This window comes from Agrobacterium sp. 22-214-1 (assembly GCF_053522465.1).
On the sequence record NZ_JBNWCK010000003.1, the window covers coordinates 533,550 to 546,999 of the forward strand.

Here is a 13,450-nt window from a genome sequence, read left to right on the forward strand (position 1 = left end):
TGTCCTAAAAATCCCGTCAGAATGTTCGTGTTGCCGGTAGCAGAAACTGCAAAAGCCGAGCATTGAAAAGGTCAGCTTCGGTAATATTGACCGCATGCGCCCCGAAATCGAGAAGGCAGAGTTCCCCCTGCGGCAAACCCTCAGCGAGACGCACGGAGCGGGTGTAGGGCACCAGAAGATCATCTTTCGTGCCCACCACCAGAACCGGATTGCCGATCTCGCCGAGGCGACTATCGACGTCAAAGGCCCTCAGTGCCGCGATGCGCCGAAGCACATTCGCCTTGCCCTGAAAATGCGCGACGCCATGCGCATCGTCCCGCGCCAGCCGCTCCTGATGTTCCGACATCCAGGCGGCCGGATAAAGAAACAGCGGCTGGGCTTTCACGAAAGCCTCGACACCGGATTTCTCCAGAAGCTCGATCCGCACATCGAAGCAGCGCCCGGAATGCGGATCCGCCTTGCTCCAGGCATTGATCAGAACGAGCTTGTCGATGAGACCGGGCTGGCGCAGCGCGATATCGAGGCCGATCAGACCGCCAAGCGCATGACCCATGAAGTGGAATTTCTCGAGGTTCAGCGCCGAAGCGATTTCCAGCACATCATCCGCCATCGCCGATATGCCGCCATCCAGCGGCACCTCGCCGCCGGTCCTGCCGGTTCCGCGATGGTCGTAGGTGACGATCCGGAAATGATCGGAAAGGGCTTCGATCTGCGGTGCCCAATAGGCGCCCGATCCGCCCAGTCCCGATGACAGCAGGATTGTAGGCGCCTCAGGATCAATCCGGCCATGAACCTCGAAATGCATCATCTGCCGTTTCGCCCTATTTGCCGATATGGGCGACGGTGGCGATTTCCACCAGAGCGTCAGGCTTTACGAGGCCGCACTGGATGCAATAACGCGCCGGCTTGTCGCCGGGGAAATATTCGGCATAGACCGTGTTGACGGCCTGATAATTCGCCCAGTCGGTGATGAAGATATGGTTCATCGTCACGTCCTCCATCGTGCCGCCGGCGGTTTCGATGACGGACTTGATGGTTTCCAGAACATGGCGGGTCTGCGCGCTGGCATCGCCCACATGCACGACATTATTGTCCTTGTCGAATGGCAGCGTACCGGAAACGTAAACCACGCCATCGGCAAGGGTTCCCGGCGAAAAGGGAGCGATGGGTTTGCTGGTGCCGGCAGGCACGACGATCTTCTTCGGCATTTCGTTCTCCTCTTGTGGTTGGATATCAAGCGCTGACGGGTGCGGCCTGCGAGATGACGCCGCAGAAATCATTGACGGTGGCGACCCAGCCGAAAAATTTCTCGACATTGTAGACCGTCGCCTGCTGGATATAGTCCGGCCCGAGATGATGCGTGGCATCCTCCAGCATCACCCCGAAATATTCGAGATGGAAGGCGTCGCGCAGCGAGCTTTCCACGCAGACATTGGTGGCGATGCCGACAAAGACCAGATTGCGGATGCCGCGGGCGCGCAACACGCTGTCCATATTGGTATTGAAGAAACCGCTGTAACGCGTCTTCGGCACCAGAATATCGCCGGGCTGCGGCTGCAGCTCGTCGACAATGGCATAATCCCACGTGCCCTTGGCCAGCAGCTGGCCCTGTAGTTCCGGCCTTTTGCGCATGGTCTTCAGGGCGTTGGACTTGTGCCAGTTGGGCGAACCCGGCCCGCCCGCCTCGACATAATCCTTGTCCCAGCCGTTCTGGAAATAAATGACCTGAACGCCCGCCGCCCGCGCCGCATCCAGCGTCTTCTTGATGTTGGCGATGGTGCCCTTGGCCCCGGAAATATCGAAACCGGCCAGATCGACATAACCGCCCTCGGTCGAATAGGCGTTCTGCATGTCGACCACGACCACGGCGGTCTCGCTGGGTTTCAGGGTGATCGGCTCCGGCCGGGCGGGAAGCGTCACGCTTTCCGAACGGCTTTCCGGGCCCTTGTAACCCGCCACGACGGCTTCACTCATTCCGCAGCCTCCAGTGCAGCCTGAACATGCGCGCGGCTCTTCATCAGCGGCTGCACATATTTGCCGAATTTCTCGACGCCTTCGAGGAAGTCGTCGAAGGTCAGCATCACGCCGCCCGTTCCCGGCACTTCGCTCATCTCGTCCAGCATGGCCGCCACTTCCTCATAGGAGCCGATCAGCGTTCCCATGTTGATATTGACCGCCGAGACGGGATTGGACATGTGGCGGACATTGGTGTCGGAGCCGGATTTAGTATCCACAGCGCTTTGCAGGCCGAGCCACTTGATCGCATCCTCATCCGCACCCGCCTTGTAGTGCTCCCATTTCGCCCAGGCATCTTCGGATTTTTCCTCGGCAAGGATCATGGTCAGCACGACGGACTTAACCTCGCGGCCGGTCTTTTCCGTTGCCGCCAGCAGCCGCTCATTGGTGGGCGCGAAGGCCTTCGGCGTATTGACGCCGACGCCGAAGCAAAAGCTGTAATCGGCGAACTTGGCCGAAAACGCCATGCCGGAATTGGAAGAGCCGGCGCAGATGAGTTTGACGTGGCCCTGCGGCACCGGCTTCATGCGGCAATCCTCCATCTGGAAGAACTTGCCCTTGTAGTCCGACTGGCCCTCCGTCAGCAGCTCTTTCAAGATGGAGGTATATTCGCCGAGATATTCGTAGCGGTCGCCGAAATAATCGTCGCCCGGCCAAAGCCCCATCTGGCTGTATTCCGGCCGCTGCCAGCCGGTAATAAGATTGATGCCGAAACGGCCGCCTGAAATGGAATCGATGGTCGTCGCCATGCGGGCAACGATGGCCGGCGGCATGACCAGCGTAGCGGCCGTGCCGAACAGCTTGATCTTGGAGGTGACGGCGGCAAGGCCCGCCATCAGCGTGAAGGATTCCAGATTATAGTCCCAGAATTCGGTCTTGCCGCCAAAACCGCGCAGCTTGATCATCGAGAGCGCGAAGTCGAAACCATATTGCTCCGCCTTCAAGGTGATGGCCTTGTTCAGGTCGAAACTCGGTTTGTATTGCGGCGCGTTTTCTGACAGCAGCCAACCATTGTTCCCGATCGGGATAAAAACACCAACTTCCATCTTGCTGTTCCCTTTTTTGCATCAGGTGTCTCCTGACTTGGCAAAAGAGTAGCAGGTTCTGTGCCAGACCAAATAAAATAATTTTATCAAATGGATAAAATTTTGGAGGCGAATTATTTTTACCAAAAGATAAAAATTTTATCATTTGATAAAATTATTTGCCTGTTTATTCGGCAAATATCGAATGCAATCTGCGGGAAATGGGCGGCTCTTACGAGGGTCGTGGAGCGTCGTACAAAATCCGGAAGCCCCTCTCCGTCATGCCGGACTAGATCCGGCAGCCAGCCACGGCGCGTCTGCGCCGTGAGGAATGAGTCTCTTGCGATCAAGGACTTGATCACGCTGGACCCCGGATCAAGTCCGGGGTGACGCCGTGAGGGTGCTAAAACCCGGCCAAACATCCATGCACACGCAGCATTCCAAGCGCTCTCAAAGGAGCTGCCGCAAAGCTATGCCGAAATCTCAGACGAGGCGCTGCCGCGCATAAGCATGCACGGCCCGGAAAGCCGCTTCCGCACCGGCGATGACCCGCTCTTCCTCTTCGACTGTCAGCGAAATCTCATCGAGCGCGGCGGTGAAAGTGCGCCAGTGCAGGCCGCGTCCTTCCGGAGCACCGGCCAGATGGCGTGCCCCGAAGTCTTCATTCAGACCAAGCTTGGCCGCATCCTTCAGCAGGAAGGCAGCGCCCAGATTGGAGCCTTCGACCACATAAAGCCAACCCATGGCCTCGGGCAGATCGAACGGCGTTTCACCAGTGAAGCGCGGCTCGGCGGTTTCGGGAATGGCAAGACCGAGATCGGCGAGGTCCTGCTCGATCATGGAGAGACGGCGGCGGCCCTTGAGATCGGGAAGCAGGCCGTCGAGCGTCGCATTGGAAAAGAAGACATCGAGGTCACGATGGAAAAGATATTGCGTTTCCACGAATTTGCCGAAGTTCTCCCGGCTCTCGAACGGCTTCGATGCCATGATGAAGGCATCGAGATCGCCATGCGCGCCGCGCGTCGCAGCTTTCAGGCGCTTGACGCGGCTCTGCTCAATGTCTGCTACAGGCGCTGACGGCTCCGCAATGGTCATGATGATGGTCCCTTTATCCCTGATATTCAGATTGCTGATAAAAATCTTTACTTCAACAGTCAAATTTTATTTTCGCATTTATCCGTTCGCCCTGCAAAGAGCATAAGCCCGCTGTCGCCACGGTAAAGCGGCATCCCCTGCCCCTGTACAACCCTTCCATCCCAACGCCTCGCAGCGTTGCCGCTCAACGCACGACGAAGCGAATTCCTCGCTTCCCATCTTCCGAACAGTCAAACTGCAATTACCTCTTTACAACTAACATGTCAGCGCGTTATCAATGCGCAATCACCTTCGAGGAGCATCTTACTTGACCCAGAAATTTGGCCTTTCGGCAGCCCTGACCACCCCTTTCAAAAAGGACGGAACGGTCGATATCGACGCCATGATCGCCCATGCCCGACGCTGCCTCGCAAATGGCTGCGACAGCGTGACACTCTTCGGCACCACGGGCGAAGGATGCTCCGTCGGCAGCCGTGAACGGCAGGTCATTCTTTCCCGCTTCATCGAGTCAGGCGTTGCGCCTTCCCGTCTGGTCACCGGCGTTCTGGTGGATTCCATCGAGGACGCGGCCGACCAGTCGGCAGAGGCCCTGAAGGCCGGCGCCCGCAATATTCTTCTCGCTCCGCCCTCCTATTTCAAGAATGTCGGCGATGACGGCCTGTTTGCCTGGTTCTCGGCGGTGTTCGAAAAGATCGGCAAGGGCGCTCGCGACATTCTCGTCTACAACATCCCCTCCGTGACCATGGTGACATTGTCGGTCGAGCTGGTTGGACGGCTGAAAAAGGCATTCCCCGGCATCGTCACCGGCGTCAAGGATTCCTCCGGCAACTGGAGCCATACCGAGCGCCTGCTGAAAGAACATGGCGATCTCGCCATCCTGATCGGCGATGAGCGCGATCTGGCGAAGGGTGTTCGCCTCGGCGGTCAGGGCGCGATCTCCGGCGTCGCCAATTTCCTGACACAGGAAGTCCGCGCCATGGCCGTCGACGGCAAGGACGACAAGCGCATCGAAGATCTTGTTGTGGAACTTCTGAAATTTCCGGTTACGCCAGCGGTCAAGGTGCTGGTATCACACACGACAGGGGAAAATATCTGGTCGGACGTGCGCGCACCGCTCGTCGCCATTTCACCGGAGGACCGGCGGCAGATCGAAGGCGCGTTCGATGCGCTGTTTCGCAAACAGGCCGCCTGAACAGGCCTTGAAAGGTTGAGCATGGAAGATACCGGCGAACAGACATTGCGGGAACGGGCGTATGAGAGCTTTACGCATCACCTTCTCTCGCGCGACGTTCGCCCGGGACAATTCATCTCGCAACGCCGCCTCGTGGAATTGACGGGTCTGCCGCTGGGGGCGATCCGGGAGGCCATTCCGCGGCTGGAGGCGGAAGGCCTTATCAAGACCGTGCCGCAACGGGGGTTGCAGGTCGCCCATATCGATCTCAACCTCATCCGCGAGGCGTTCCAGTTCCGCATCTTTCTCGAAAAGGAGGCCGTCGCGCTCTTTACCCGCTCGGCCTCCGACGAGGCCATCACGAAGCTCTTAAAACAGCATCGCGATATTGCCGAAGCGGCTGAAAATGGCGGGGAATCGCCGGAACTGGACGAGCATGCGCAGCAGGTGGACTGGGGCATGCACGATGCCTTCATCGATGCGCTCGGCAATTCGATCATCTCGAATGCCTACCGGGTCAATTCCATCAAGATGCGCCTCATCAATCAGGAGCGCTTCCGCATCGCCGGCCATGTGAAGTCGGTGATGAAGGAACATCTCGCCATTCTCGAAGCCATCGAGAGGCGATCCGTCGAAGACGCCGTGGAACGGCTGACCGCCCATATCCGCAACGCAAGGGACAGGGCGCTGGCGGTATAGGGCAATTCCGGCAGGGACTGAAGAGGGTCCTGCGCCGGGATTGCAGGAAAATAAGCAACAAGCCGGGGTGAGGAGAATTTCCGGCTAATCTGGAGGAGAACTGACATGACGCATTCATTGCTCAACCCCACGCGTCGCGCCTTTCTGGCAGGCACGGCGGCGCTTGGCGGCGGCGCGATGCTCGGCATTCGCCCGGCATCGGCAGCGGTGAACTGGAAAAAACACGCCGGCACCACGCTTGAGGTCAATCTCGTCAAAAGCCCGCGCAGCGAAACGCTGATCAAATATCTCAGCGAATTCGAAGAGCTGACCGGCATCAAGGTCAGTGCCGAAGCAACGCCGGAACAGCAGCAGCGCCAGAAGGTCGTGATCGAGCTTTCCTCCGGCAAGCCGAGCTTCGATGTGGTGCATCTGAGCTACCACGTTCAGAAGCGCCAGTTCGAAAAGGGCAAATGGCTCGCCGATATCAGCGGCTTCCTGAAGGACCCGTCGCTGACCGATCCGTCGCTTGCGGAGAAGGATTTTGCCGAGGCCGGCATGTTGTTTGCCAAGGATAGTGACGGCGTGCTGCGCTCGTTGCCCTTCTCCGTGGATTACTGGATCGTCTACTGGAACAAGGAACTCTTCGAAGCCAAGGGCCTGAAATACCCCGAGACCTTCGAGGAACTGGTGACGGCGGCGGAAAAGATTACCGATCCCGCAACCAACACCTATGGTTTCGTGGCGCGTGGGCTGAAGAACGCCAATACCCCGGTCTGGACCTCGCTGATGCTGGGTTACGGCGCAAGGCCAATCGTGGACGGAAAGGTCAACACCGAATCCAAGGAAGCGGTGGAAGCGGCAAAACTCTATCAGCGCCTGATGACCAAGGCCGCCCCTCCCGGCGTCTCCGGCTTCAACTGGGCGGAAGCGCAGTCGGCCTTCCTGCAGGGCAAGATCGGCATGTGGTTCGATGGCGTCGGTTTTGCGCCGCCAATCGAGAACCCGGAAAAATCCCGCGTGGTCGGCAAGGTCGGTTACGGCGTCATGCCGAAGGGCCCGGCAGTTCAGGCCGCCGGCACGTTTGGCGACGGTCTCGGCGTCGTCGAAGCCAGCAGCAAGAAGGAAGCCGCTTACCTCTTCTGCCAATGGGCGATCTCGCATGAAATGGGCGCGCGTCTGTTGCAGGCCGGCGCCGGCGTTCCATTCCGCCAGTCCATCCTCGAAGACCAGAAAGTCCGCGAAGGCGTGAAGATGCCGGCCGCCTGGCTGGACGCCGTTGTCGGTTCCGGCAAGGTCTCGCAGCTTGCGCTTCCCGTCATCATTCCGGTGACGGAATTCCGCGACATCTACGGCGTCGGCCTCACCAACATGATCGGCGGCGCGGACCCGGCGGCTGAACTGAAAAAGGCGACGGAACAGTTCGCACCCGTTCTGGCACGTAGCGAGGGATAATGGCCTCCGTGAGCATCGAAAACACCAAGACAGGCGTCAGTCGTAGAGAAGGGAGCAGGCCGGCAAGGCTTGCTCCCAACTACTGGCCCTTTGTCATACCGGCACTTATCGTCATTTCGGCGGTTATCGTTTTTCCATGGGTCTTTACCCTGTGGATGAGCGCGCATCGCTGGACGCTCGGACAGGAGCAGAGCTTTATCGGTTTCGAGAACTATATCCGGCTCGCCGGCGATATCAGGTTCTGGGAATCGCTCTGGCACACGCTCATTTATACCGTGCTGTCGGTGGTCGCCCCGCTGTTCCTCGGAACATTGGCGGCGCTGGTTTTCGATGCGCAGTTTCCGCTGCGCGGTTTTCTGCGCGGCGTCTTCGTCATGCCGATGATGGCGACCCCGGTCGCCATCGCGCTCGTCTGGACCATGATGTTCCACCCGCAGCTCGGCGTCCTGAACTATCTGCTGTCGCTCATCGGCATCGGACCGCTGGAATGGATCTACAACCAGTCGACCGTCATTCCCTCGCTGGTGCTGGTGGAAACCTGGCAGTGGACGCCGCTGGTCATGCTGATCGTGCTCGGCGGGCTGGCCGCAGTACCCCGCGAACCCTATGAGAGCGCCGAAATCGACGGTGCCAACGCCTGGCAGAAGTTTCGTTATCTCACCATGCCGATGATTGCGCCCTTCCTGATGATCGCCGTCATCATCCGCTCCATCGACGCCGTCAAAAGCTTCGACATCATCTATGCGATGACTCAAGGGGGGCCCGGCACCGCGTCCGAAACCATCAACATCTATCTCTATAATACGGCGTTCGCCTACTACGACATCGGTTACGGCTCGGCCATGGCCGTCGTCTTCTTCATCATCATCGTGGCGCTCTCCTTCGTGCTTCTGATGGTGCGCCAGCGCTCGCAATGGAACGAGATGGAGGATCGCTGATGAGCCGCCAGATTCTGAAACGCAAGACACTTGATCGCATCGGCCTGTTCTTCGTGGCGCTGGTGATGATCTCGCCGGTCATCCTGTTCTTCATCTGGATGATCTCGCTCTCGCTGAAATACGAGATCGACAACGGCGCCTATCCGCCGATCCTCATTCCTGAACGTTTCGCCTGGTCGAATTATGTGAAGGTGTTCGAGGAGAATAATTTCTTCCTCTATTTCTGGAATTCGGTCCTCGTGACAGGTGCGGCCACCATTCTGGCGCTGGTGATCGGCGTGCCCGCCGGTTACGGCATCGCAAGGCTGAAGGCGGAAAAGTCGGCTGTCGTCATCATGATCGCCCGCATGACACCCGGCCTCTCCTTCCTCATTCCGCTGTTCCTGCTGTTCCAATGGCTGAACCTGCTCGGCACGCTCTGGCCGCAGATCATCATCCATCTTGTCGTGACGGTTCCGATCGTCGTCTGGATCATGATCGGTTATTTCGAGACCACGCCTAAAGAGCTGGAAGAAGCGGCAAGCATCGATGGCGCATCCTCCTGGCAGGTGTTTCGCCTCGTGGCGCTGCCGATCGCCAAGCCCGGCATCGTCGTCTCCTTCATCCTCGCGGTCATCTTCTCGTGGAACAACTTCGTCTTCGGCATCGTGCTGGCCAGCCGTGAAACCCGCACCCTGCCGGTCGCGGTCTACAACATGCTGTCCTTCGAACAGGTCAGCTGGGGTCCGCTGGCCGCTGCCGCGCTGATCGTGACGCTGCCGGTGCTGCTGCTCACCATGTTCGCACAGAAACAGATCGTGGCGGGTCTTACCGCCGGCGCCGTCAAGGGCGGCTGAACCAACGAAGGGCATTCCATGCCCTTACTCTTTTAACGCAATTCCGAACGCAAAACCGCGACGCACTTTTGCTGGAATTGCTCGTAACGGGAACCTTTACAATGGCACCGGTCAATATCCTGAACGTCCAGAAGCGCTTCGGCGCGGTCAACATCATCCACGGCATCGATATCGACATCAAGGATGGCGAATTCGTCGTGCTTGTTGGCCCCTCCGGCTGCGGCAAATCCACCCTGCTGCGCATGATCGCCGGATTGGAAGAACTGAGCGACGGCGAAATCCACATCGGCGCGCGCGAGGTCAGCAACCTGCCCGCCCGCGACCGCGATATCGCCATGGTCTTCCAGAACTACGCGCTTTATCCGCACATGACGGTGAAGGATAATATGGGCTTCGCGCTGAAGCTGAAAAAGGTGAGCGCGGAGGAAACCAAGGCCAAGGTGGACCGGGCAGCCGCCATTCTGGGGCTGGAAAAACTGCTCGACCGTTATCCGCGCCAGCTCTCCGGCGGCCAGCGCCAGCGTGTCGCCATGGGCCGCGCGCTGGTGCGCGACCCGCAGGTCTTCCTGTTCGATGAACCGCTCTCCAACCTCGATGCCAAGCTGCGCGTGCAGATGCGCGGCGAGATCAAGGCCATGCACCAGCGCATCGGCACCACCACCATCTATGTTACCCACGATCAGGTGGAAGCCATGACCATGGCCGACAAGATCGTGGTGCTGCATGATGGCGTCATTGAGCAGATCGGCGCGCCGCTGGAGCTTTACGACAATCCCGCCAACCTCTTCGTTGCCGGTTTCATCGGCTCGCCCGCCATGAATTTCATTCGCGGCCGGGTGGAGGAAGGCGTGTTCCGCACCGCCAAGGGCCTCAGCCTGCCGCTGCCCACCAATGCCGATCTCGGCACACTTGGCGGCCGCGATCTCGTTTATGGCGTGCGGCCGGAACATATCCGCGCCGCTGAGACCGGCATCGAAGGCCGGGTCGAACTGGTCGAAGGCACCGGCTCGGAAATCTACGCCAAGCTCAATTGCAAGGGCGATGACATCGCCTGCCTGTTCCGCGAGCGCCTCAATGTCCGCTTCGGCGATACGATCCACATTGCCATTGATCCGGCAACAGTGCATCTGTTCGACAAGGACAGCGGCAAGCGTATCTGACAGGTGACAGGAGTGAACAGCATGGCAGACAAACAGGGCGGCAAGCATGTGCTCTGCGTGGGTGCCGCCGTGCTGGACACCCTGTTTCGTGTGCATGACATGCCGAAGGGCGAAGGCAAGGTCCTGCCCTATGAGATGCTGCAGATCGCCGAAGGAATGGCGTCCAGTGCCGCCTATGCCGTGCATCGCATGGGCGGCCGCGCCAGCCTCTGGGGTGCGGTGGGCGATGACCAAACCGGCACCCGCATCCTGCGCGATCTCGCAGAAAGCGGCATCGATGTTGCCGGCATGACCATCGCCGCCGGGGCGCGCTCGGCACTGTCGACGATCATCATCGATGACCGGGGAGAACGGCTGATCGTGCCTTTTTACGATCATCGCCTGCATGAGAAAAAACGCTCCTGTACGCCGGAAGATATTGCCCCTTTCGACGCCGTTCTGGTTGATGTTCGCTGGCCGGAACTGGCGCTTGATGTGCTCACCGTGGCGCACGCGCTTGGCAAACCAGCCATTCTGGATGGCGATGTGGCGCCGGTGGAAACGTTAGAGAAGCTTGCGCCCGCAGCAACCCATATCGTCTTTTCCGAACCCGCCGCCGCCCGGCTGACCGGACTTGAAACGGTGAAGGACATGCTGCCGGTGCTGCATTCCCGCTACCCGCAGACCTTCATCGCCGTCACCGCCGGTCCGCAAGGCTGCTGGTGGACGGAGGCCGGCGATCCCACGGTGCATTTCCAATCAACGATGCAGGTTCAGGCAGTGGATACGCTGGCGGCGGGCGATATCTTCCACGGCACCTTTGCGCTGGCGATGGCTGAAGGCATGGAAAGCCGTGCCGCCATCCGCCTCTCCTCCGTTGCCGCCGCCCTGAAATGCACGATCTTCGGCGGTCGCATCGGCGCACCCACGCGCGATGAGTCCGAGGAAGCCATGCGGCAATGGCTGGAGCGTGAAAGCGAACCCACGCTGCGCGCCTCCTGAGCGCATCCATTGCCCGCATAAAACTATTCCATTTTTGCGATGCCGTTTCGCGGAGAACTAGGCTAACGTTCGGACAGGCAAAGCTTTTCGCAAGCCGCGCCCGCTCCAATTTCAGCCTGCATTCCGCAAAAGTGATCGCCCGATGCATCAGACGACCCGCCCGAGACTGCGCGATATCGGTTTCCGGCCCGGCCATTTCGAGACCGGCCTGCTCAACGCCATCACCGATGTCGAAGGCGTGACCATCGGCCATTCGACCGTCATCGAAGGCGACACGATCCGCACCGGCGCAACCGCGATCCTGCCGCATGGCGGCAACCTGTTTCAGGACAAGGTGCCCGCCGCCTTCGCCGTCTATAACGGCTTCGGCAAGTTTGCCGGCTCGACCCAGATCGAGGAACTCGGCGAACTCGAAACACCAATCATCCTCACCAATACGCTGGCAACGGGCCGGGCAATCGAGGCGATCAATCGCCATACGCTGTCGCAGCCGGGCAATGAAAAGGTGGTGTCGATCAACTCGGTCGTCGGCGAGACCAACGATTCCCGCCTCAACGACATCCGCGCCGGACGCCCGACCGTTGAGGAAATTTCGGCCGCGCTGAAAAACGCCGCCACAGGCCCGGTGGCCGAGGGCGGCGTGGGTGCCGGAACCGGTACGGTCGCTTTCGGCATGAAGGGCGGCATCGGCACCGCATCCCGCATCGTCACCATCGCCAGGGAGACCTATACGCTCGGCGTGCTGGTGCAATCCAATTATGGCGGCCATCTGCTGGTCTGCGGCAAGCCCTATGTCAGCCCGGAGCATAAGGACAAGGACGGCTCGATCGTCATCATTGCCGCCACCGACGCGCCACTCTTCTCCCGCAACCTGAAGCGTCTGGCGGCCAGAAGCTTCGGCGGGCTGGCGCGCACGGGCGCAGCACTCAGCAATGGCTCCGGTGATTACGCGCTGGCATTTTCCACCGATGAGCGCCTTCGCCGCACGCCTGCGCGCCGCAAGGCCGTCGCAGACTATCCGGAACTTTCCAACGATGCGATTTCGCCGCTCTTCGAAGCAGCGATTGAGGCGACGGAGGAGGCGATCCTCAACTCGCTCTGCGCCGCAACCACGACAACCGGCTTTAATGCCGGCACCGGCAAGGCCTCCACGGTCGAGGCCATTTCCATCGACGCCCTTAAGACCCTTCTTTCAGCCTGATTTTTCCAGACGGAGTTTTCATGACTAGCCCATCCGGTCGCATCGTTTACGTCAACGGCGAATTCCTGCCCGAAGCGGACGCCCGCCTTTCCATCTTCGACCGCGGTTTCCTGTTTGGCGACGGCATCTATGAAGTTACCTCCGTTCTGGAAGGCAAGCTGATCGACAGCGACCTGCACATGGCCCGGCTGGAACGCAGCGCCCGCGAAATCGACGTGCCGCTGCCGGTCACGACCAAGGAAATCGTCGAGGCCGAGCGCCGGCTGATTGCCGACAACAATCTCGTCGAAGGCATGATCTATCTGCAGCTGACGCGTGGTGCCGAAGACCGCAACTTCCTGTTTTCCACCGATCTGAAGCCGACGCTGGTCATGTTCACCCAGGCCAAGAAGCTGATCGGCACCCCGGTCGAGGAAGCTGGCATCGCCGTCAAATCCGTTCCCGATCAGCGCTGGGAACGCCGCGACATCAAGACCGTCTGCCTTTTGCCGCAGGTCATGGCCAAGCGCATCGCCAAGGCCGAAGGCTGCGACGAAGCCTGGATGATTGAGGATGGTTTCGTCACCGAAGGCGCTTCCTCGACCGCCTATATCATTACCGGCGACAAGAAGATCATCACCCGCGGCAACAGCAACAAAACCCTGCCCGGCTGCACCCGCCTTGCCGCGCTGCAATTGGCCAAGGAAGCCGGCTTCACGCTGGAAGAACGGCCTTTCACGCTGGAAGAGGCGCTGAATGCTGACGAGGCCTGCCTCACCAGCGCCTCCAACTTCGTGGTTTCGGTAACGAAGATCGACGGCAAGCCGGTTGGCAATGGCAAGCCCGGCCCGCTCGTCAGCCGCCTGCGCGCGCTCTATCTGGAAAACGCCCGCCGCACCGCGATTTAAGCAAACA

At 59.7% G+C, this 13,450-nt stretch carries 14 protein-coding genes; 9 read left to right on the forward strand and 5 right to left on the reverse strand.

Annotated features, from left to right (window positions below; genetic code table 11):
* Positions 1-16: 16 nt before the first annotated feature.
* The 5 genes from rutD to ACQZ5G_RS15580 form a co-directional block, all read right to left on the reverse strand.
* On the reverse strand, positions 17-808 hold the full coding sequence (gene rutD, locus ACQZ5G_RS15560) for a pyrimidine utilization protein D (RefSeq protein WP_448736433.1): 792 nt from the start codon (positions 806-808) through the stop codon (positions 17-19).
* A 13-nt stretch (positions 809-821) separates the two neighbouring features.
* A complete protein-coding gene (rutC, locus tag ACQZ5G_RS15565) occupies positions 822-1,208 on the reverse strand; it encodes a pyrimidine utilization protein C (RefSeq protein WP_003492069.1) in 387 nt (128 codons plus the stop codon).
* Between the two features lie 25 nt (positions 1,209-1,233).
* Positions 1,234-1,974, reverse strand: a complete 741-nt coding sequence (rutB, locus tag ACQZ5G_RS15570; protein WP_003492071.1) for a pyrimidine utilization protein B — start codon at positions 1,972-1,974, stop codon at positions 1,234-1,236.
* A complete protein-coding gene (rutA, locus tag ACQZ5G_RS15575) occupies positions 1,971-3,062 on the reverse strand; it encodes a pyrimidine utilization protein A (RefSeq protein ID WP_448736432.1) in 1,092 nt (363 codons plus the stop codon). The genes rutB and rutA overlap by 4 nt, the downstream gene beginning before the upstream one ends.
* A gap of 462 nt (positions 3,063-3,524) precedes the next feature.
* Entirely contained in the window at positions 3,525-4,136 is a 612-nt protein-coding gene (locus ACQZ5G_RS15580; RefSeq protein ID WP_269829914.1) for a biliverdin-producing heme oxygenase, read from the reverse strand.
* Positions 4,137-4,443: 307 nt separating this feature from the next.
* On the opposite strand from ACQZ5G_RS15580, the gene ACQZ5G_RS15585 reads away from it, so the two are divergent.
* From ACQZ5G_RS15585 to ACQZ5G_RS15625, 9 genes are all read left to right on the forward strand, one after another.
* The gene (locus tag ACQZ5G_RS15585) at positions 4,444-5,328 is read left to right on the forward strand and encodes a dihydrodipicolinate synthase family protein (RefSeq protein WP_448736431.1); all 885 of its coding nucleotides are present in this window, start codon (positions 4,444-4,446) and stop codon (positions 5,326-5,328) included.
* 21 nt (positions 5,329-5,349) lie between these two features.
* Entirely contained in the window at positions 5,350-6,006 is a 657-nt protein-coding gene (locus ACQZ5G_RS15590; protein ID WP_448736430.1) for a GntR family transcriptional regulator, read from the forward strand.
* 105 nt (positions 6,007-6,111) lie between these two features.
* Entirely contained in the window at positions 6,112-7,440 is a 1,329-nt protein-coding gene (locus ACQZ5G_RS15595) for an ABC transporter substrate-binding protein (protein WP_448736429.1), read from the forward strand.
* The gene (locus ACQZ5G_RS15600) at positions 7,440-8,378 is read left to right on the forward strand and encodes a carbohydrate ABC transporter permease (RefSeq protein WP_448736428.1); all 939 of its coding nucleotides are present in this window, start codon (positions 7,440-7,442) and stop codon (positions 8,376-8,378) included. The genes ACQZ5G_RS15595 and ACQZ5G_RS15600 overlap by 1 nt, the downstream gene beginning before the upstream one ends.
* 14 nt (positions 8,379-8,392) lie before the next feature.
* Complete coding sequence (locus tag ACQZ5G_RS15605; RefSeq protein ID WP_031233854.1) at positions 8,393-9,214, forward strand: carbohydrate ABC transporter permease; 822 nt, start codon at positions 8,393-8,395, stop codon at positions 9,212-9,214.
* Between the two features lie 101 nt (positions 9,215-9,315).
* A complete protein-coding gene (locus ACQZ5G_RS15610) occupies positions 9,316-10,374 on the forward strand; it encodes an ABC transporter ATP-binding protein (RefSeq protein ID WP_003524203.1) in 1,059 nt (352 codons plus the stop codon).
* A gap of 21 nt (positions 10,375-10,395) precedes the next feature.
* On the forward strand, positions 10,396-11,355 hold the full coding sequence (locus ACQZ5G_RS15615; protein ID WP_448736427.1) for a sugar kinase: 960 nt from the start codon (positions 10,396-10,398) through the stop codon (positions 11,353-11,355).
* Between the two features lie 142 nt (positions 11,356-11,497).
* Positions 11,498-12,556 (forward strand): P1 family peptidase, encoded by a 1,059-nt coding sequence (locus ACQZ5G_RS15620; RefSeq protein WP_003524205.1) that lies wholly within the window; start codon positions 11,498-11,500, stop codon positions 12,554-12,556.
* A 20-nt stretch (positions 12,557-12,576) separates the two neighbouring features.
* Entirely contained in the window at positions 12,577-13,443 is an 867-nt protein-coding gene (locus ACQZ5G_RS15625) for a D-amino-acid transaminase (RefSeq protein ID WP_003524206.1), read from the forward strand.
* Positions 13,444-13,450: the final 7 nt, after the last annotated feature.